At 63.6% G+C, this 20,356-nt stretch carries 20 protein-coding genes; 6 read left to right on the forward strand and 14 right to left on the reverse strand.

Annotation, left to right across the window (positions count from 1 at the left end; all coding sequences use genetic code 11):
* Positions 1-37 precede the first annotated feature (37 nt).
* On the forward strand, positions 38-679 hold the full coding sequence (locus tag JYG34_RS20160; RefSeq protein WP_283811774.1) for a TetR/AcrR family transcriptional regulator: 642 nt from the start codon (positions 38-40) through the stop codon (positions 677-679).
* Between the two features lie 903 nt (positions 680-1,582).
* On the opposite strand, the gene recJ is transcribed toward JYG34_RS20160, so the two are convergent.
* Together recJ and JYG34_RS20170 are read right to left on the reverse strand one after the other, a co-directional pair.
* Entirely contained in the window at positions 1,583-3,292 is a 1,710-nt protein-coding gene (gene recJ / locus JYG34_RS20165; protein WP_213658029.1) for a single-stranded-DNA-specific exonuclease RecJ, read from the reverse strand.
* 30 nt (positions 3,293-3,322) lie between these two features.
* On the reverse strand, positions 3,323-3,865 hold the full coding sequence (locus JYG34_RS20170; RefSeq protein ID WP_011535304.1) for a YaeQ family protein: 543 nt from the start codon (positions 3,863-3,865) through the stop codon (positions 3,323-3,325).
* 255 nt (positions 3,866-4,120) lie between these two features.
* On the opposite strand from JYG34_RS20170, the gene JYG34_RS20175 reads away from it, so the two are divergent.
* Together JYG34_RS20175 and JYG34_RS20180 are read left to right on the forward strand one after the other, a co-directional pair.
* A complete protein-coding gene (locus tag JYG34_RS20175; RefSeq protein WP_213658030.1) occupies positions 4,121-5,320 on the forward strand; it encodes a CaiB/BaiF CoA transferase family protein in 1,200 nt (399 codons plus the stop codon).
* An 11-nt stretch (positions 5,321-5,331) separates the two neighbouring features.
* A complete protein-coding gene (locus tag JYG34_RS20180) occupies positions 5,332-6,204 on the forward strand; it encodes a TIGR02285 family protein (protein WP_213658031.1) in 873 nt (290 codons plus the stop codon).
* A gap of 135 nt (positions 6,205-6,339) precedes the next feature.
* On the opposite strand, the gene JYG34_RS20185 is transcribed toward JYG34_RS20180, so the two are convergent.
* The 6 genes from JYG34_RS20185 to xerD form a co-directional block, all read right to left on the reverse strand.
* Entirely contained in the window at positions 6,340-6,621 is a 282-nt protein-coding gene (locus JYG34_RS20185; RefSeq protein ID WP_213658032.1) for a DUF3509 domain-containing protein, read from the reverse strand.
* Positions 6,622-6,729: 108 nt separating this feature from the next.
* Positions 6,730-7,140, reverse strand: a complete 411-nt coding sequence (locus JYG34_RS20190; protein WP_213658033.1) for a histidine kinase — start codon at positions 7,138-7,140, stop codon at positions 6,730-6,732.
* A 155-nt stretch (positions 7,141-7,295) separates the two neighbouring features.
* A complete protein-coding gene (gene thrC, locus JYG34_RS20195) occupies positions 7,296-8,705 on the reverse strand; it encodes a threonine synthase (protein ID WP_213658034.1) in 1,410 nt (469 codons plus the stop codon).
* Between the two features lie 51 nt (positions 8,706-8,756).
* Complete coding sequence (locus JYG34_RS20200) at positions 8,757-10,061, reverse strand: homoserine dehydrogenase (RefSeq protein WP_213658035.1); 1,305 nt, start codon at positions 10,059-10,061, stop codon at positions 8,757-8,759.
* An 82-nt stretch (positions 10,062-10,143) separates the two neighbouring features.
* Complete coding sequence (locus JYG34_RS20205; RefSeq protein WP_213658036.1) at positions 10,144-10,905, reverse strand: DsbC family protein; 762 nt, start codon at positions 10,903-10,905, stop codon at positions 10,144-10,146.
* A gap of 153 nt (positions 10,906-11,058) precedes the next feature.
* A complete protein-coding gene (gene xerD, locus JYG34_RS20210) occupies positions 11,059-11,955 on the reverse strand; it encodes a site-specific tyrosine recombinase XerD (protein WP_213658037.1) in 897 nt (298 codons plus the stop codon).
* Between the two features lie 68 nt (positions 11,956-12,023).
* Here xerD and JYG34_RS20215 point away from each other — a divergent pair, with 68 nt between their 5' ends.
* Entirely contained in the window at positions 12,024-13,841 is a 1,818-nt protein-coding gene (locus JYG34_RS20215; protein WP_213658038.1) for a cation:proton antiporter, read from the forward strand.
* A 116-nt stretch (positions 13,842-13,957) separates the two neighbouring features.
* On the opposite strand, the gene JYG34_RS20220 is transcribed toward JYG34_RS20215, so the two are convergent.
* The 6 genes from JYG34_RS20220 to ffh form a co-directional block, all read right to left on the reverse strand.
* Entirely contained in the window at positions 13,958-14,365 is a 408-nt protein-coding gene (locus JYG34_RS20220) for an acyl-CoA thioesterase (protein WP_213658039.1), read from the reverse strand.
* A 100-nt stretch (positions 14,366-14,465) separates the two neighbouring features.
* Positions 14,466-14,816, reverse strand: a complete 351-nt coding sequence (gene rplS, locus JYG34_RS20225; protein WP_011535315.1) for a 50S ribosomal protein L19 — start codon at positions 14,814-14,816, stop codon at positions 14,466-14,468.
* 42 nt (positions 14,817-14,858) lie between these two features.
* Complete coding sequence (gene trmD / locus JYG34_RS20230) at positions 14,859-15,611, reverse strand: tRNA (guanosine(37)-N1)-methyltransferase TrmD (RefSeq protein WP_011535316.1); 753 nt, start codon at positions 15,609-15,611, stop codon at positions 14,859-14,861.
* Between the two features lie 3 nt (positions 15,612-15,614).
* Positions 15,615-16,151 carry a ribosome maturation factor RimM gene (gene rimM / locus JYG34_RS20235; protein ID WP_011535317.1) on the reverse strand — a complete coding sequence of 179 codons (537 nt, stop codon included), beginning with the start codon at positions 16,149-16,151 and terminating at the stop codon, positions 15,615-15,617.
* 5 nt (positions 16,152-16,156) lie between these two features.
* On the reverse strand, positions 16,157-16,408 hold the full coding sequence (gene rpsP / locus JYG34_RS20240; protein ID WP_011535318.1) for a 30S ribosomal protein S16: 252 nt from the start codon (positions 16,406-16,408) through the stop codon (positions 16,157-16,159).
* Between the two features lie 242 nt (positions 16,409-16,650).
* The gene (gene ffh / locus JYG34_RS20245; RefSeq protein ID WP_194791678.1) at positions 16,651-18,027 is read right to left on the reverse strand and encodes a signal recognition particle protein; all 1,377 of its coding nucleotides are present in this window, start codon (positions 18,025-18,027) and stop codon (positions 16,651-16,653) included.
* 305 nt (positions 18,028-18,332) lie between these two features.
* On the opposite strand from ffh, the gene JYG34_RS20250 reads away from it, so the two are divergent.
* Positions 18,333-19,142 carry a cytochrome C assembly family protein gene (locus JYG34_RS20250; protein WP_213658040.1) on the forward strand — a complete coding sequence of 270 codons (810 nt, stop codon included), beginning with the start codon at positions 18,333-18,335 and terminating at the stop codon, positions 19,140-19,142.
* A gap of 9 nt (positions 19,143-19,151) precedes the next feature.
* Entirely contained in the window at positions 19,152-20,339 is a 1,188-nt protein-coding gene (locus tag JYG34_RS20255; protein WP_213658041.1) for a transporter associated domain-containing protein, read from the forward strand.
* Positions 20,340-20,356 lie beyond the last annotated feature (17 nt).

The raw sequence follows: 20,356 nt of genomic DNA on the forward strand, positions 1-20,356 counted from the left end.
GGCCCTCGACCCGGTAAGATGGTTGGTTTCAGAACAGATGCGGATTCCCATGTCCAACGACGCACCCATCGGCCCAGGCCGGCCCAAGGACCTGGCCAAGCGCGAGGCCATCCTCGAAGCCGCCAAGTCGCTGTTTCTCAGCCTTGGCTATGCCAACACCAGCATGGATGCGGTCGCTGCGGCGGCAGGTGTTTCAAAACTCACGGTCTACAGCCATTTCACCGACAAGCAGACCTTGTTCGGCGCTGCAGTCATGGCGACCTGCCAGACCCAACTGCCCGACCTGATCTTCGAGTACCCCGACGGGGTGGCGCTGGAGGACGTGCTGCTGAATATCGCGCGGGGGTTCCAGGCGCTGATCAGTTCGGACGAGTCGGTCAAGCTCAGCCGGCTGATTTTTGCCTTGGGGAGCCAGGACCCGGGGTTCGGGCGGTACTTCTACGAGGCGGGGCCGAAACGGGTGCTGGCCGGGATGGAGGCGCTGCTGCGTTGTGTCGGCCAGCGGGGGCTGTTGCGCATCGACAACCCGCTGCGGGCGGCGGAGCATTTCTTCTGCCTGGTCAAGGGCGCGCCGGATTATCGGTTATTGCTGGGGTGTGCGCCGGCGTTGACGGGGGATGAGGTGGAGGTGCATGTGCGGGAGGTGGTGGGGTTGTTCATTCGGGCTTATGGGGGGTAGGCTCTCAGCTCTCAGCTCTCAGCTCTCAGCTCTCAGCTCTCAGCTCTCAGCTCTCAGCTCTCAGCTCTCAGCTCTCAGCTCTCAGCGTGATGGTCTTCAGTTTTTTGAGCATATCCATTGGCGATGGAGACGCCGATTCACCTTTCCGCCCTTACGGCGGGTTACTTTGGTCTTGGCCAAAGTAACCAAAGCCGTTCGCTCCATCATCCGTCCCGCTCACAGCGGGATCCCCTCATGCCTTTGTTGCTCCCGTGGGTACCGCGCTGAACGCCCCATCCTGGGGCGCAGCGCTCGACGGCCATCCATGCCCGTCGCCCCACTACGCAAGAACTCCGCTCGGCCTCCTGAAGTCGCAATGGGCGGCGTCTGAACTACCGCGCATCAAGATCAAAAGCCGGGCGAGGCGCTACGCGCTCGCAGAAGCAAAGAGCAAAGAGCAAAGAGCAAAGAGCAAAGAGCAAGAAAGTTTGATAGCTATGTAACGCCGTGATGGACGTGTCGCTTGTGCGATTGGTTCGCCGGCTTTGCCGGCGAATGCGTACTCAAGGCCATAAATAAACAACTAGCGACAGCTGCGCCCGTCTAGGCGCCGCCCGTAACTTCGCGACTTCAGGAGGCTGAGCGCAGGCGTCTGGAGGGCCAGGTGCGCAGCACCCTTCGGCGTAGCCGAAGGCGCGAGATGTAGACTTGCGCAGCAAGTCGTAGGCCGCGCGGGCCTGGAAGGCGCCGGAGCGAAGGGACCCGGAGCGCAGCGGAGGGCCGTATGATGGAGCGCACGGCTTTGGTTACTTTGGCCACGACCAAAGTAACCCGCCGTAAGGGCGGAAAGGTGACTCTGCGTCTACATAGCAAACGGATATGCTCACACACGCCAGAACAACCAACTAACCAACTAACAGGAAATCACCGCGCTTCCATATGCGCAATCATCAACTGCACACTCTCATTCCCCCGAAACTCATTTACATCCAGCTTGTAGGCCAACTCAACCCACCGCACAGTTGGATTAGGCCAAACCTCCCGATCCACCCCAAAGGCAATCCCATCCAGCGTCACCGCCCCACACTCGCTCTTGAGCACAACCTTGAGATGCCGCTCCCCCACGACCCGCTGCGAGACCAACTGAAACACCCCATGGAACAACGGTTCAGGGAAGTGCTGCCCCCAAGGCCCCGCATTACGCAAGGCCCGCGCCAGCTCCAGGTGAAACTCCTCGACCGCCAACGAGCCATCCGACAACAACCGCCCCGTCAGGTCCTCTTCACGCAACTGCCGCCGGACCTCCGCATCGAAGGCCTCGGCAAATGCCGGGAAGTTGTCGGCAGGCAGCGACAAACCCGCCGCCATTGCATGCCCGCCAAACTTGCTGATCAACGACGGATATCGTGCCGCCACCGCATCCAGCGCATCGCGAATGTGGAAGCCCGCCACCGACCGCGCCGAGCCCTTGAGCATCCCCTCCCCCGCATCGGCAAAGGCGATGGTCGGGCGGTGGTAACGCTCCTTCAGGCGCGACGCCAGAATCCCGATCACCCCCTGGTGCCAGTCAGCGTCGAACAGGCAAAGCCCATAGGGCATGGACCCCACCGGCAGCTCCTTGAGCTGGGCCAGCGCCTCACGCTGCATGCCCTGCTCGATGGACTTGCGGTCCTGGTTCAGGCCATCCAGCTCCTGAGCCATATCCAGCGCCAGCGCGGCGTCGTCGCACAGCAGGCACTCGATGCCCAGGCTCATGTCGTCCAACCGGCCGGCGGCGTTGAGCCGGGGGCCAAGAATGAACCCCAGGTCGGTGGAGGTGATACGCCGATGGTCACGTCGGGCCACCTCGAGGATGGCCTTGAGCCCAGGCCGCGCACGGCCAGCGCGGATACGCTCGAGCCCCTGGTGCACCAGGATGCGGTTGTTGGCGTCCAGCGGTACCACGTCGGCGACACTGCCCAGGGCGACCAGGTCGAGCAGTTCACCGATATTCGGCTGAGCCTGTGTTTCGTAGCGTCCGAGGCTGCGCAGGCGTGCGCGCAGGGCCATCAGCACATAGAAGATCACCCCGACACCCGCCAGCGACTTGCTCGGAAACTCGCAACCGGGCTGGTTCGGGTTGACGATGGCATCGGCATCCGGCAACTGTTCGCCAGGCAAGTGGTGGTCGGTGACCAGTACCTTCAACCCAGCAGCCTTGGCGGCCGCCACACCATCAACACTGGAAATGCCGTTATCCACGGTGATCAATAGCTGCGGCTGACGCTCCAGCGCAACCTGGACGATCTCGGGCGTCAGACCGTAGCCATACTCGAAACGGTTGGGCACCAGATAGTCGACATGGGCCGCACCCAGCAGACGCAGGCCCAACACGCCGACCGTGCTGGCGGTGGCACCGTCGGCATCGAAGTCGCCGACGATGAGAATCCGCTGGCGCTGGTCGAGGGCCTCGACCAACAGGTCCACCGCCGCTTCGATGCCCTTGAGCCGCTGGAACGGCAACAACCGCGCCAGGCTCTTGTCCAGCTCAGCCTCGGACGCCACCCCACGGGCGGCGTACAGGCGGGTCAGCAAGGGCGGCAGGTTACCCAGGAACGGCAGGGTCGACGGCAGGGGACGAGGTTCGATACGCATGGGGCCTTCGGCAATCAGATAAAGGGCAGGTCAGCCGCGCTCGCCGAGCAGCCACTCGAGCTGCACTTCGTGCTGGCCACGGTCGTCGGTGACGAACACCGTGCCTTCACTGATCATCACATCCCACTTGATGGTCCGCGGCATATCGGTGGCCAGGGTTTCCAGCACCTCCTGCGGTACCGCAGCGATGCTCAGGTTCTTCAGGCCCTTGACCGCATCGACCACCTTGTTCTGCCACACCCGCAGGCTGCCATAAGCCAGCAGGCTGGTGCGCTCGGTGCGACGCGAGCACCAGGTCAGGCGCTCGGCGTCGGGCTGGCCGACTTCGATCCAGTGCAGGATGCGGTCATCCAGGCTCTTTTCCCACAATGCCGCTTCGTCGACGTCCGACAGGCCACGGCCGAACGACAACTGCTCGTTGTACCACAGGGCATAGGCCAGCAGACGCACGGCCATGCGCTCCTCGGTCTCCGAGGGGTGACGGGCGATGGTCTGGCGAACGCTTTCGTACACGCCGCGGTCGAGGTCGGTCAGATTCAGTTCGAACTTGTAGGTGGTGGACGGCTGGGCCATGGGCGATGGGCTTCTTGCGGGGAGAAAAGTCGCACAGTCTAACTGATCCTGGGCGGCAGCGGGATGCGTGACGTTCCTGGCCCGGCTTTGCTGGCGAATGGGCCGGCACAGGCAACACAGAGCCATCGCCCAAGCCTTCCCCTTGCGGCCATCAAACACCGATGGCACAGACACATTTCTTGTATCCCGCGACAGTACCTGCCGCAGCCGAGCTGTGATACAACCTGCCCTCACGCCCATTCGTCAGGATGCCCCATGCCCACGCCCAGCAAACCCCTCGCCGGCCTGAAAGTCATCGAGCTCGGTACCCTGATCGCCGGCCCCTTCGCTTCGCGCATCTGTGCCGAGTTCGGCGCCGAAGTGATCAAGGTGGAGTCGCCGGATGGCGGCGACCCGTTGCGCAAATGGCGCAAGCTGTACGAGGGCACGTCGCTGTGGTGGTTCGTGCAGGCGCGCAACAAGCAATCGCTGACGCTGAACCTCAAACACCCCGAAGGCCTCGAGGTGCTCAAACGCCTGCTGGCCGAGGCCGATATCCTGATCGAGAACTTCCGCCCCGGCGTGCTGGAGAAGCTCGGGCTGGGCTGGGAGGTGTTGCATGCGCTCAACCCGCGCCTGGTGATGGTGCGCCTGTCGGGCTTCGGCCAGACCGGCCCGATGAAAGACCAGCCAGGCTTCGGCGCGGTGGGCGAATCGATGGGCGGGCTGCGCTACATCACCGGCTTCGAGGACCGCCCCCCGGTACGCACCGGGATCTCCATCGGTGACTCGATCGCCGCCCTGTGGGGCGTGATCGGCGCGCTGATGGCCCTGCGTCATCGCGAAGTCAATGGCGGCCAGGGCCAGGTGGTGGACGTGGCGCTGTACGAAGCGATCTTCGCCATGATGGAAAGCATGGTCCCGGAGTTCGACGTGTTCGGTTTCATCCGCGAGCGCACCGGCAACATCATGCCGGGCATCACCCCCTCTTCCATCCACACCACGCTGGACGGCCGCCATGTGCAGATCGGCGCGAATGGCGACGCGATCTTCAAACGCTTCATGCAGGCCATCGGCCGCGACGACCTGGCCAACGACGCCACGCTGGCCAGCAACGATGGCCGCGATGCGCGCCGTGACGAGCTGTACGGGGTGATCGACCGCTGGGCCTGCAGCCTGCCGCTGGCCGACGTGATGCAGGCACTCAATGCGGCCGAAGTGCCGGCCAGCCGCATCTATTCGGCCGAGGACATGTTCAACGACCCGCAGTACCTGGCCCGCGAGATGTTCCTCCAGGCCCGGCTGCCGGATGGCAAGCCATTCAAGATGCCCGGCATCGTACCCAAGCTTTCCGACACGCCCGGTTCCACCGAGTGGGTCGGCCCGGCCCTCGGCGAACACAATGCCGCAGTACTTGCCAGCCTGGGCTACGACGCGGCGGCGATTGCCCGCCTGCGCGAAGCCGGCGCGGTCTGACCGACTGCTGCATGCGCCTCGGTTGCTTGCCCACGCTGTGCTGCCTGGTACTGGCCCTGCTTGCAGGACCAGCGGCTCAGGCCAAGGAACGCCTGCTCTGGCTGGTGCGGGACCTACCGCCATTCACCATTTTCGAAGGGGCTGCCAAAGGCCAGGGTGTGATCGACCAGTTGTTGCCAATGCTGATCGCGCAAATGCCCGAGTACGACCACAGCATTGTCCGGGTCAACCGCGCCCGGGGCCTGCAGATGCTCCAGGAGCCCAGTTTCACCTGCGACCCGACCCTGCTCTGGACACCGGAGCGTGAGAAGTACGTGCATTTCTCACTCGCCTCGCTGGGCGTGCTCAGCAGCGGGCTGGTCGTGCGCCGGCAGGACGAGGCGCTGCTTGCACCCTTCCTGGACGAGCAACAGGTCGACCTGAAACGGTTGCTGAACCAGACCCAGCTCAAGCTCGGCATCGTCGCCGAGCGCAGCTACAGCGTCCAGGTGGACGAAATCCTCCGGCAATTGCCCGACAGCGCCTTCAGCCGCCACTATGGCAACGACGCCACCGCCAGCCTGTTGCAGATGCAACAGTTGGGGCGCCTGCAACTGGTACTGGGCTACTGGCCCGAAATGCGCTACCTGATCCAGCAGCAAGGCGGCTCGCTGGACGACTACCGCTTCCACCCGATCCAGGGGGTGAACCGCTACCAGTTCCTCCATGTGGGTTGCTCGGACACCCCCCTGGGGCGCGAAGCCATCGCCCATGTCGACCAGTTGCTGCCCGAACTGCGCCGCGACACATTGCCCGGGCTGTATGCCCGCTGGCTGGACCCTGAGCTGCAGACGGACTACCTCGAACAGGCCCGGCACTTTTTCGACGATCTACCACCGCGTTAGCCAGGCAAAAAGAAACCCCGGCCGCTGGGGAAGACGACCGGGGTCAAGCGAAAGTCCTCAGGGACTTGCGGCGGTAGCCTGGCAATACCGGAGCAAAGCACCACCAGACCACCCTTGATCATTCTGACGGGACACTCAGGCAAAGGTTCCCTGGCGTTCCTGACGATGTTGCAAGGCAGCGATCACACAAGGCTGCAGGCGGCCCTCGGCGATCTGCAGGTCACGGTGCAGGCCGTCGACCAGATCGACCAGCAGCTGTTGTTCGACCAACTGTCGCGCGCACACCTGACGCCGCACTGTCTCGACACCTTGTTCGTCATAGAGGGTCAGTTGGCGATTACCGCTGGCGTCGAGGGCGCCGAGCGAGGCGCGATAAGGGGTCAGAGCGTCGTTGAGCAGCCTGCAGATTCTTTCCATCCGGATCACTCGCTGGGTGGTGGATATGGAGGAACTGACCATCGGACCTGGCGGAAAGTTCTTCACTTCAGGCCCTTCCCGACGAGCATGCAAGGTGAATATGACAGTTCAGCCAGCCTGCCCCAACCCATCGTCGGGTGAGCCTTGCAGGCGCTTGAGCGCAGCGTCCAGCACGCTGGTCGACAGAGGCCAGGGCAGCTCTGCAATGACTTTCAGTCCCCTCTTGCGGGCCTCGCTGGCCAGATCCGCCCCCCGGTCATCGGCTTGCCCGACGAACAGCAAGGCACCTGGCTCTGGCGCACGCCCAAGATGATCGATCAACGCCTGCCCGGTGCGCCTGGGCATGCCATGGTCAAGTACCAGTACATCCAGAGGGCTTGCCTGGGCGAGGCTGGCCTTGGTGGCGGACAGGCGATCATGCAGGCGTACGTTGAACACCCCAAGAGCATTGAAGGCCTGGTGCAGGAGGATCTGGTGGGAGGGACGGACCTGATGGATGAGGACATGAAGCCTGCGCATGTGCTTCTCCTGTTCGCGGCTGCCAGCTCGGATGGGCGCTCACTCTAGGTAGGCTTCCAGCTCCCAGATATAGGAAAAAACTGAAAAACACTTGGGATTGGTCCCTAAAAAGAAAAACCGCCCAAAGGGCGGTTTTCTCACTGAGCGGATGACGCTTACAGCGGCTTGCCACGATTACCGTGCTGACTGACGAAGGCCTGGACAGTCTTCAGGTCGTTGGCCAGCACTGTGCAGCGCTCCTCGCGGCTGAACAGGTCGCCGAGATGCGCGGGCAGCTCGAGGGCCTTGCCCACGCCGGCCTTTTCCACCGCTTCGGGGAACTTGACCGGGTGCGCCGTGCCGAGCACCACCATGGGCGTGTCCAGGTTGCGACGGCATTCACGGGCAGCCTTGACGCCGATCGCGGTGTGCGGGTCGAGCACTTCACCGGTGCTCTTGAACACTTCGGCGATGGTCTCGCAGGTCTGCTCATCGGTGACGGCCAGCGAGTCGAACAACTTGCGGGCTTCGGTCCAACGGTCTGCCTCGACGCTGAAACCGCCGCCTTGCTTGAAGGTGTCCATCAACGCGGCAACAGCGGTGCCGTTGCGGCCGTGCAGGTCGAACAGCAGGCGCTCGAAGTTCGACGAGACCATGATGTCCATCGACGGCGACAGTGTCGGGTGCAGGGCGTCCTTGACGTACTGGTTGCCGCTCATGAAGCGGTGCAGGATGTCGTTGCGGTTGGTCGCCACCACCAGCTGGCTGATCGGCAGGCCCATGTTGCGCGCCAGGTAACCGGCGAAGATGTCGCCGAAGTTGCCGGTCGGTACCGAGAACGCCACCGAACGGGCCGGGCCACCCAACTGCAGGGCTGCATGGAAGTAGTAGACGATCTGGGCCATGATCCGTGCCCAGTTGATCGAGTTGACCGCCACCAGGCGGGTGCCCTTGAGGAACGACTGGTCGGCGAAGCTGGCCTTGACCATCTCCTGGCAGTCGTCGAAGTTGCCCTCGATGGCAATGTTGTGGATGTTGTCACCGAGGATGGTGGTCATCTGCCGGCGCTGCACCTCCGACACGCGCTGGTGCGGGTGCAGGATGAAGATGTCGACGTTGTCGCAACGGCGGCAACCTTCGATGGCGGCCGAACCGGTATCACCGCTGGTGGCGCCAACGATCACCACGCGTTCGCCACGCTTGACCAGCACATGGTCGAGCAGGCGGCCGAGCAGTTGCAGGGCAAAGTCCTTGAATGCCAGGGTCGGGCCGTGGAACAGTTCCATGACCCACTCGTTGCCGTTCAGTTGGCGCAGCGGCGCCACGGCGGCATGGGCGAAGTTGCCGTAGGTTTCTTCCAGGATTTTCTTGAAGTCGGCGTCGGCGATGCAGCCGTCGACGAACGGGCGCATCACCCGGAAGGCCAGCTCGTGGTACGGCAGGCCGGCCCAGGAGGCAATTTCTTCCTGGGTGAAGCGTGGCAGGTTCTCGGGAACGTACAGGCCGCCATCGCTGGCCAGGCCAGCCAGCAGGACGTCTTCGAAGTTCAGGGCCGGAGCCTGGCCGCGGGTACTGATATAGCGCATATGCAAACCTTCGGTGCTGGGCGCGGGCCACCGTGGCGGCCCGCCGCTGAATTAATTGAGCTGTTCGACGCGGATGCGCACGACCTTGCCGACCACGTCCTGGAGCGCTTCCAGGGCGACGATGGCGTCGTCGATGCGCTGCTCGACCACTCGGTGCGTAAGCAGGATCATCGGCACCAGGCCATCCTGCTCCTCGGCTTCCTTCTGCATGATCGACTCGATGTTGATGCCGCGTTCCGAGAGGATGCTCGCGACCTGGGCGAGCACGCCCGGGTGGTCCTTGGCCTGGATGCGCAGGTAGTAGGCACTTTCGCAGGCTTCGATCGGCAGGATCGGGTGGGCCGACAGCGCGTCCGGCTGGAAGGCCAGGTGCGGCACGCGGTTCTCCGGGTCGGAGGTCATGGCGCGGACCACATCGACCAGGTCGGCGACCACCGACGAAGCGGTCGGCTCCATGCCGGCTCCAGCGCCGTAGTAGAGCGTGGAGCCCGCGGCATCGCCATTGACCATCACAGCGTTCATCACGCCATTGACGTTGGCGATCAGGCGATCGTTGGGGATCAGCGTCGGGTGCACGCGCAGCTCGATGCCGGCGCTGGTGCGACGGGCAACACCCAGGTGCTTGATGCGATAGCCCAGGGCCTCGGCGTAGTTGACATCAGCAGTGGTCAGCTGGGTGATGCCTTCGGTGTAGGCCTTGTCGAACTGCAGCGGGATACCAAAGGCGATGGACGCCAGGATGGTCAGCTTGTGCGCGGCGTCGATGCCTTCGACGTCGAAGGTCGGGTCGGCTTCTGCGTATCCCAACGCCTGGGCTTCGGCCAGCACGTCGGGGAACGCGCGGCCCTTGTCGCGCATCTCGGTGAGGATGAAGTTGCCAGTGCCGTTGATGATCCCGGCCAGCCAGTTGATGCGGTTGGCCGACAGGCCTTCGCGGATCGCCTTGATCACCGGGATGCCACCGGCCACCGCGGCCTCGAAGGCGACGATGACGCCCTTCTCGCGGGCCTTGGCGAAGATCTCGTTGCCGTGCACGGCGATCAGCGCCTTGTTGGCGGTGACCACGTGCTTGCCATTGTCGATGGCCTTGAGCACCAGGTCGCGGGCGATGGTGTAGCCACCGATCAGCTCGATGACGATATCGATCTCGGGGTTGCTCGCCACTTCGAACACGTCAGCGGTAATGGGGGTACCGGTAATCTGGCAATTCGGGTTCTGCGAGCGCATGGCAATCTGTGCCACTTCAATACCGCGCCCGGCACGGCGGGCGATCTCCTCGGCGTTGCGCTGAAGTACATTGAAGGTTCCGCCACCGACGGTCCCCAACCCACAGATGCCTACTTTGACCGGTTTCACTGTGAACTCCCCATTGAACGGCCGGCACCTGCGCCGACCGTGAAACATGCCGTCACCCCATGACGACGGCGTACTGAATGATTTACTTAGTTGCTTGCTGCTGGCCGGCCAGGGCCAGCTTGGCCACCTGCGGCGCCGGCTGGTAGCCCGGGATCACCTGGCCGCTCTCGAGCACGATGGCCGGCGTGCCGTTGACACCGATCGACTGGCCCAGGGCGAATTGCTTGCCCACCGGGTTGGTGCACTTGGCGGCCTTGATCTCTTTGCCGTCGACCATCTTGTCCAGCGCCGCGCGGCGGTCGCTCGAGCACCAGACCGCCTGCAGCTGCTCGTCACCCGGCGAACCCAGGCCCTGGCGCGGGAAGGCGACGTAGCGCACTTCGATGCCACGACGGTTGAGTTCGGGCACTTCGGCGTGCAGCTTGTGGCAGTACGGGCAGGTGGTGTCGGTGAACACGGTGATGTGCGACTTGGTCTCGCCCTTGGCCGGGTAGACGATCATCTCGCCGGCCGGGATGCCGTTGATGAGCTTGGCGATACCCTGGCGCTCGGTCTTCTCGGTGAGGTTGACCGGCTTGCCGTCCTGGATCTGGAACAGGTAGCCCTGCATCACGAACTGGCCGTCGGCGCTGGCGTACAGCACGCGGCCGCCCTGCAGCTTGACTTCGTAGAGGCCGCTTAGCGGGCTGCTGGCGACGCTCTCGACCGGTACTTCCAGTTCGAGGTTCTGCAACGACTTGCGGATCGCCTGCTCGGCGCCGGCAGTCGTCTCGGTGGCCGCGGCGGCGGCAAAGGTGCTGGCCAGCGCCAGGGCGGCGGCGGCGAAAATCTGGGTCACGCGCATGGGAACTCCTGAGGGCGGACGGGGCCGGAGGGGCGTCGCCCGCGCCTTGAACGCGGCGAACGGTCGGCCCTTGCAACAAACCGTCCAAGCCTACCACAACAGACCGGCGCAGTAGGGGTCCTCAGGCACCGGTCGGCGGAACATGAATATCATTCATCCACGCGGGTGGTGCTGGGCGTGCAGCTGCTGCAGACGCGCCTTGGCCACGTGGGTGTAGATCTGCGTGGTGGAGAGGTCGCTGTGCCCCAGCAGCATCTGCACCACGCGCAGGTCGGCGCCGTGGTTGAGCAGGTGGGTGGCGAACGCGTGGCGCAAGGTGTGCGGCGACAGCGGCTTGTCGATGCCCGCCACCCGCGCGTGGTGCTTGATCCGGTGCCAGAAGGTCTGCCGGGTCATCTGCTCGCCGCGCAGGCTGGGGAACAGCACATCGCTGGGCCGGCCGTTGAGCAGGTCGGTTCGGCCATCTCGCAGGTAGCGTTCGAGCCACAGCACAGCCTCCTCGCCCATCGGCACCAGGCGCTCCTTGCTGCCCTTGCCCATCACCCGCAACACGCCCTGGCGCAGGTTGACCTGGTCCAGCGCCAGGCTGACCAGCTCGGTCACCCGCAGCCCGCAGGCGTAGAGTACTTCGAGCATGGCCCGGTCACGCTGGCCGATGGCCTCGCCCAGGTCGGGGGCCTTGAGCAAGGCTTCGACGTCGGCTTCCGACAGGGATTTGGGCAAAGGACGACCAAGTTGCGGCATATCAACCTGCAACGTCGGGTCGACGGCGATCATCCGCTCGCGCAATAGATAGCGGTAGAACCCCCGCACACCGGAGAGAAACCGTGCGGTCGAACGGGGCTTGTAGGCCTGGTCAAAACGCCAGGCCAGATGGTCGAGGATCAACTCGCGACCGGCGTCGGGCAGCGCCACGCCATGCTCCTGAAGCCAGCCATTGAACAGCGCCAGGTCGCTTCGATATGAGGTGCGGGTGTTGTCGGACAGGCCCTTCTCCAACCAAAGGGCATCGAGGAACTGGTCGATCAGGGGGTGGTCTAGGGCTGGCATGCAGACTCGGTGGCAAACGGCGAAATGGCGCTTAGTCTTTCACAACAAGGCATGCAGAGGGAGCCCGCATGAACGAACAACAGATTCTTTTGAGTGTCGGCGGCATAGGCGCGGCCGCGCTGCTCTGCCAATGGCTGGCCTGGCGCCTCAAGCTGCCGGCGATTCTGTTCCTGCTGCTGTGCGGCATTCTCGCCGGGCCCGTATTGGGGTGGCTGCAGCCCCAGGCGTTGTTCGGCCCACTGTTGATGCCATTGGTGTCGCTGGCCGTGGCGCTGATCCTGTTCGAAGGCAGCCTCACCCTGCACCTGTCGCAATGGCGCGAGATCGGCAGCGTGGTTCACCGCCTGGTCACCGTCGGTGCGCTGAGCACCTGGCTGGTGATCGCCCTGGCCACCCATTGGCTACTGGGTTTCGACTGGCCCCTGGCGATCCTGTTCGGCACCCTGACCCTGGTTACCGGCCCCACGGTGATCGTGCCCATGCTGCGGGTGGTGCGGCCCAAGGCGGCCATCGCCAACATCCTGCGCTGGGAAGGCATTGTCATCGACCCGATCGGCGCGCTGCTGGCGGTGGTGGTCTACAGCTTCATCATCGCCAGCGCCGCCGGTGACGGCGTGAGCCAGAGCCTGTTGACCTTCGCCGGGGTGATTGCCTGCGGCAGCGCCTTGGGCGTTGCCGGTGGATGGCTGCTTGGGCAGGTCATGCGTGAGCAGTGGCTGCCGGAATACCTGCACAACCTGGCTTCGCTGGCGGCGGTGCTGGGCATCTTCATCGCCGCCAACCAGATCGTCCATGAATCCGGCCTGCTGGCGGTCACGGTGATGGGCATGTGGCTGGCCAACATGCCCGGCGTGGATGTGCGGCAGATCCTGCACTTCAAGGAGAATCTCAGCGTGCTGCTGATCTCCGGGCTGTTCATCCTCCTGGCCGCGCGGCTCGATCTGCATGCCTTGCTGGGCCTGGGCCCGGCGGTGCTGGCACTGCTGCTGGTGATCCAGCTGCTGGCGCGGCCGCTGAACGTGTGGCTGTCGACCCTGGGCTCGCCATTGCACTGGCGGGAGCGCGCGCTACTGGCCTGGATTGCGCCACGGGGTATCGTCGCCGCGGCGGTGTCGGCCATCTTCGCCATCCGCCTGGACGAGGCCGGCCACGAGGGCGCGCTGCTGCTGGTGCCGCTGACCTTCGCCGTGATCATCGGCACCGTGGTGCTGCAGAGCGCGACGGCCAGGCCCCTGGCGCGCCTGCTCAAGGTGGCGGAGCCAGCGCCGAGCGGGTTCCTCGTCGTGGGTGCCAACCCACCCGCGCGGGCCATCGCCAAAGCCCTGCAACAACTGGGCTGCCGGGTGCTGCTGACCGATTCGAGCTGGGAAAACATCCGTGCCGCGCGCATGGAGAACCTGCCCACCTACTTCGGCAACCCGGCCTCACAACACGCCGACGCCCACTTGGATCTGGTCGGCCTTGGCCACCTGCTCGGTTTGTCACCGGCAGGCGAGCTCAATGCGCTGGCCTGCGCGCGTTTTCGTCATGATTTCGGCCACGGCCGGCTGTTCGTACTGGCCAGTGGTCTTGAGAAGCAACGCAGTGACAAGCACCGGGCCAGCGAGGAGCACCGCGGGCATCTGCTCGGATCCAGCCCGATGACCTATGCGCAACTGGCAAAGCGGCTGCATCAGGGGGCCGAGCTGTACAGCACCACGCTGACCGAGGCATTTACCTGGGCGGACTACCAGCAATTGCATGGTGAACGCGCGACATTGCTGTTCGCCCGCGACAGCCAAGGCTGGGTGCATGTGGCCAGCCCGGAGGATCCGCTCAAGCCGCAACCGGGGTGGACGCTGGTGGCGCTGGTGGAACCAGAACTGACCGAAGTCCGTACGCATTGACCTGTAGGAGCGGCTTTAGCCGCGATGCGGGCATCGCGGTGCCTGGCACCCGCTTTGCAGGTGATCGCGGCTAAAGCCGCTCCCACACAGGTCATTCCAAATCAATGTGGCGACGATCAGCCCTGCGGCAGCACCGGCACCGGGCGTTTGTCCTCGTCGATGGCGACGAAGCTGAATACGCCATGAATGGCCCGCTCTCGGCCATCGAGATACATGTTCTCGACGAACACATCCACCTGCACCTGCAGGCTGGTGTTGCCGACCTTGACCACGCTGCCCACCAGCTCGACGATCGAGCCCGCCGGAATCGGGTGCTTGAAGTCGATGCGGTCGGTGGATACGGTCACCAGCGGCAAGCGGCAGAAACGGGTAGCGGCGATGAACGACACTTCGTCCATCCACGCCAGGGCAGTGCCGCCGAACAGGGTGTTGTGGTGGTTGGTGGTGTTGGGGAACACCGCCTTGGTCACGCGGGTCACCGACAGCTCGGTGCGGCGCTGGATTTCCTGGTCTCGACTGGTCATCTTCGGGTCACATCGCAAGGGCAGATTTCAGAAAGCAAAAAAGCAGCCCGAAGGCTGCTTTTTTCTCGCAAGGCGGCCTAGGCCGCCAGGCAAACTGTACTCAGGACAGTTTTTCCTTGATGCGAGCGGCTTTGCCGGACAGGTCGCGCAGGTAGTACAGCTTGGCTTTACGCACGTCACCACGACGTTTCACGGCCAGGCTGTCGATCTGCGGGCTGTAAGTCTGGAAGGTACGCTCTACGCCAACGCCGCTGGAGATCTTGCGCACGGTGAAGGCGCTGTTCAGACCGCGGTTACGCTTGGCGATGACGACGCCTTCGAACGCCTGCAGACGCGAGCGGTCGCCTTCCTTCACTTTAACCTGGACGACAACGGTGTCGCCTGGTGCAAAGGTCGGGATCTCTTTGCTCATCTGCTCGGCTTCGAGCTGCTGGATGATCTTGTTGGTCATGCTGTGCTCCTAAGATGGATAACTCGATCCACCATCGATACGTTAACTATCGTCCCGCTCGCGGAGGTATTCCTCGAGCAGCTTCTTCTCTTCTCCAGAAAGCGAGCGACTTTCCAGAAGATCGGCGCGTCGTTCGAAGGTCCTACCAAGGGACTGCTTCATCCGCCAACGCCGGATATGTGCATGGTTGCCACTTAGCAACACGTCGGGAACACGCTGATCCGCATACACCTCAGGTCGGGTGTAGTGCGGGCAATCCAGCAGACCGTCGGTGAAAGAGTCTTCCTCCGCCGAGTCCACATGCCCTAAAGCTCCGGGCAGCAGCCGTGTAACCGCATCGATCAGTACCATGGCCGGCAGCTCGCCACCGGAAAGCACATAGTCGCCAATCGACCACTCCTCATCGACATGAGCCTCGATAAAGCGCTCGTCGATGCCTTCATAACGACCGGCGATCAGGATCAACGACTCCTGTTCGGCCAGGCCTTTGACCGCCTGCTGAGTCAGCTTGCGGCCTTGTGGCGAGAGGTAGATCACCTTCGCCGCAGCTCCGGTCGCCTGCCTGGCACTGGCCAGGGCGTCTTCCAGAGGCTTGATCTTCATCACCATGCCCGGACCACCGCCAAACGGCCGATCATCCACCGTGTGGTGACGATCTGTGGTGTAGTCCCGCGGGTTCCAGCAGGTCACTTGCAGCAACCCCTGTTTCACCGCGCGGCTGGTAATGCCGTACTCCGTGATGGCCGAGAACATCTCGGGGAACAACGTGACGACTTCTACGCGAAGGGTATCCATCGTTTAGAAATCCGCGTCCCATTCAACGCGCATCACACCGGCTTCCAGGTCGACTGCCAGCACACATTGCCCGGTATAGGGCAACAGACGCTCGCGATCATCCAGGCTGCCTGCGCAAGGCTTGACCACCAATACATCGTTCGCGCCGGTCTCCAACAGGTGATCGATCTTGCCGAACAGGTGTTCGTCCTGATTGATGACCTTCAGGCCCACCAACTGGTACCAGTAGTACTCGTCGGTTGCCAGGTTGGGCAAAAGGCTTCGCGAAATGCAGATTTCATGACCACTCAGAAGACGGGCTTCATCACGATCATCGAGGCCTTTGAGCTTCACGACCAGGCCCTTCTGGGAGCCACGACCGCTGACCAGCTCGACCTGTTTTACCTTGCCTTCGTGCCGAAGCGTCCAGCGCGGGTAATCCAACAGGTTTTCAATCGGATCGGTAAAGGAATACACCTTCACCTCGCCGCGAACGCCGTGAACCGAAAAAATCTTGCCAACGACGATGAGGTCGTCAGCCTTTTCTGGCGTCGCGTTCATACTGCTCAGGCTGCAGCCTTGGCAGCTTCCTTCAGCAGCTGAGCAACGCGCTCAGACGGCTGTGCGCCCTGGCTCAGCCAGTAGGTGACGCGCTCTTGGTTGACCGACAGCTTGACTTCGGCGCCCGATGCGATCGGGTTGAAGAAGCCAACGCGCTCAACGAAACGGCCGTCACGGGCGTTACGCGAGTTGGTCACGGTCAGGTGGTAGAATGGGCGCTTTTTCGAGCCGCCACGGGCCAGACGAATGGTTACCATGTGAACATCGTTCCTATAGTCGGTGCTGCAAAACTGAATGCCCAATGGGCACACGGGTGCCCAAAAGGCCGCATATTCTCGGGGAATACACGGACATTTGCAAATGCCTTTTTCGGCGAGCACATGCTCGCCCGCTCAGTTCTGCCGGTTTAGCCGCTGTGTTGCGGCCGTTATCCCGCCGAAGCGGGGTCTGGAGAGCTGCCGCGCTTGCTATATAAAGCAGGGCAGCCCGCCGGATTCGATTACATTTTTGGCATGCCACCACCTGGCAGCATCCCGCCAAGGCCACGCATCATCTTGGCCATGCCGCCTTTGGCGGAGAATTTCTTCATCATCTTCTGCATCTGCTTGTGCTGCTTGATCAAGCGGCCGATGTCCTGCACCTGGGTGCCGGAACCGAGGGCGATGCGGCGCTTGCGCGAACCGCTGATCAGGTCGGGGTCGCGACGCTCGGCCGGGGTCATGGAGTTGATGATCGCCTCCATCTGCTTGAACTGTTTCTCCGCCGCGCCCTGGGCGTTGCCCATCTGCGAAAGGTTCACGCCACCGATGCTGGGCAGCTTGTCCATCAGGCCGCCGAGGCCGCCCATGTTTTTCATCTGCTGCAGCTGGTCGCGGAAGTCTTCGAGGTCGAAGCCCTTGCCCTTCTTCAGTTTCTTGGCGAGTTTGTCGGCCTTGGCCTTGTCGATGTTCTGCTCGGCCTGCTCGATCAGGCTGAGCACATCACCCATGCCGAGAATGCGCGAGGCGATACGGTCGGGGTGGAACGGCTCCAGGGCTTCGGTCTTCTCGCCCATGCCGATGAACTTGATCGGTTTGCCGGTGATGGCCCGCACCGACAGGGCGGCACCGCCACGGGCGTCACCGTCGACCTTGGTCAGCACCACGCCGGTCAGCGGCAGGGCATCACCAAAGGCCTTGGCGGTGTTGGCGGCGTCCTGGCCGGTCATGGCGTCGACCACGAACAGCGTTTCGATCGGCTTGACCGCGGCGTGCAGGGCCTTGATCTCGTCCATCATGTCGGCATCGACATGCAGGCGGCCGGCGGTGTCGACGATGACCACGTCGATGAACTTGAGCTTGGCTTCGCGGATCGCCGCCTCGGCGATGGCCACCGGCTTCTGGCTGATGTCGGACGGGAAGAAGGTCACGCCGATGTCGTTGGCGAGGGTTTCGAGCTGCTTGATCGCCGCCGGACGGTAGACGTCGGCCGACACCACCATCACGCTCTTCTTCTTGCGCTCTTTCAGGTGGCGCGCCAGCTTGCCGGCGGTGGTGGTCTTGCCGGCACCTTGCAGGCCAGCCATCAGCACCACGGCGGGGGGCGCGGCGTTGAGCGTCAGCTCTTCGTTGGCCGCGCCCATCAGGCTTTCCAGTTCAGCCTGGACGATCTTGACGAAGGCCTGGCCTGGCGTGAGGCTGCGCGACACTTCGGTGCCGACCGCGCGCTCCTTGATGCTGTTGACGAAATCCTTGACCACCGGCAGGGCGACGTCGGCCTCGAGCAGGGCCATGCGCACTTCGCGCAGCGTGTCCTTGATGTTGTCTTCGGTCAGCTTGGCCTTGCCGGTGACATGGCGCAGCGTCTGTGACAGGCGGTCGGTCAGGTTTTCGAACATGGTGATCCTTTCAGGCCCAGTGAAGCCGAGGTTTTTCAGGCGCCCAGGTGAACAGGTACACGCGCTGGGCACAGCAAGGCGGCGATTATAGCGAAGAGCGACGGCGGCGCACACCTTGGCGCAGACCCTCTGGATATTCGGCGGTCATTCCGGCCCTTTCGCGGGTAAACCCGCTCCCACAGGGGTGCACGGATACTTGTGGGAACGGGTTTACCCGCGAAGAGGCCAGCATGGCCCTTCAGTCTTCCTAGAGCGACGCGTTCTATGCCAAACTCCGTCCCTTTAGGGCTTGCCTGCCAGGACTTATGCTCTCTTCACCCAGCCTCATCCCCAATCTGCTCGCCGCCTTCCTTTATGTGGCCGCGACCGTCTTCCAGGCCACCGGCCTGGCCCGTGGCGCCCGTGCCGACAAACGGCTGCTAGGCCTGCTCGGTACATTGGCAGTGCTCGCCCAGGGCGGCGCGCTGTTCTTCCAGCTGATCACACCACTGGGCCTGAGCCTCGACTTCTTCAGTGCCGCCAGCCTGATCGCCGTGGCGGTGATCGCCCTTACGCTGGTCGCCTGCCTGAGCATTCCGGTGGAAAACCTGCTGGTCCTGCTGTTCCCGCTCGGCGCGGTGACGGCCCTGCTGGCCCAGTTCGCCCCGCCCGGCACGGTACCGCTGATCAACGAGGAACCGGGCATACTGGCGCACATCCTGCTGTCGATCCTGGCCTACGGTCTGTTCACCATCGCCGTGTTCCAGGCCCTCCTGCTGTTGCTGCAGGACCACCAGCTGAAGAACAAGCACCCGTCCGGGCTGATCCGCAACTTCCCACCGCTGCAAACGATGGAGAGCCTGCTGTTCGGTTTCCTCTGGGCCGGCTGGGGCCTGCTTTCGCTGTCGCTGATCTCCGGCTGGTTGTTCCTCGACAACCTGTTCGCCCAGCACCTGGTGCACAAGACCCTGCTGGCCTGCGTGGCCTGGATCGTCTTCAGCGTACTGCTGTGGGGCCGCACCCGCCTGGGCTGGCGCGGCCACAAGGCGATCCGCTGGACCCTCGCCGGTTTCTGCCTGCTGATGCTGGCCTATTTCGGCAGCAAGCTGGTCCGCGAATTCATCCTGCATATCTGACGGCCGCCCATGGACACCCTGCCGTACGCCCCGCTGCTCGGCACACTCGCACTGGCACTGCTGTGGTCGGCGCTGTTCACTGCCGTGGACGCCGCCCGCCAGCAACTCAACGGCCAGGCTGAACCGACGCTGCCGGCCCAGGCCCTGGTGCTTGGCGCCAGCCTCGGCAAACTGCTGGTGCTGGGCCTGGCCTGCCTGATCGGCCAGCGCCACAACGGTGAGCATGGCTTCTGGCTCGCCGGCCTGGGCGCCACGCTCATGCTGCTGGTGCTGGCCGAATACCTGCCGCGGCGCCTGGCCCGGCGCAACCCGCAAGCCTTCCTCAGCCTCGGGGCCAGCCTGCTCAAGCTGCCGCTGGCCACCCTGCAGCCCTTGGGCTGCCTGCTCGACGGCTGCGCCAAGCTGGTTCTGCGCCCGTTTCGCATCCAGCCCACCGCCGTGGCGCTGCACCCCCAGGAGCACGACGACTTCGACGAGGACCCGGCCCACGACCCAGCCCGCAATGGGCTGCTCCAAGGCTTGCAGGCGCTGGACAAGGTCACCGTCAACGACATCCTGGTGCCACGCAACGAAGTGGACGGCATCAACCTCGATGACCCCATCGAGCAGATCATCGAACAACTGATCGTCAGCCGGCATACCCGCCTGCCGGTCTACCACAACGACATAAACCAGGTCGAAGCGGTGCTCAACACCAAGCTGATCAGCCACCTGCTGCCCCGCGCCGAGCTCAGCTTCGAAAAACTCCAGGCCGCCTGCTACGAGCCCTACTTCGTCCCTGAGAGCACCCCGTTGCAGATGCAGTTGCTGAACTTCCACAAGCAGCAGCGGCGCCTGGGCGTGGTGGTGGACGAGTACGGCGAAGTGCTGGGCATCGTCACCCTGGAAGACATCCTCGAGGAAATCGTCGGCGAGTTCGAGGACGAACATGGCCTCGACAACCCCCATGTACACCCTCAGCCCGATGGCACCTTCGTCATCGAAGGCACGGCGTCACTGCGTGAAATCAACCGCACCCTGGGCTGGCACCTGCCTTCCGACGGCGGACCGAAGACCCTCAACGGCCTGGTCACCGAAGCGCTGGAGAGCATTCCGGAAAGCGCTGTATGCCTGAAGATCGGCCGTTATCGGCTGGAGATCCTCGAAACCGAGGACAATTGCGCCAGCAAGGTACTGGTCTGGACCGTGACCCGATAGCTATACTCGGGTCACGC

The organism is Pseudomonas entomophila (assembly GCF_018417595.1).
Classification (GTDB): domain Bacteria; phylum Pseudomonadota; class Gammaproteobacteria; order Pseudomonadales; family Pseudomonadaceae; genus Aquipseudomonas; species Aquipseudomonas entomophila_C.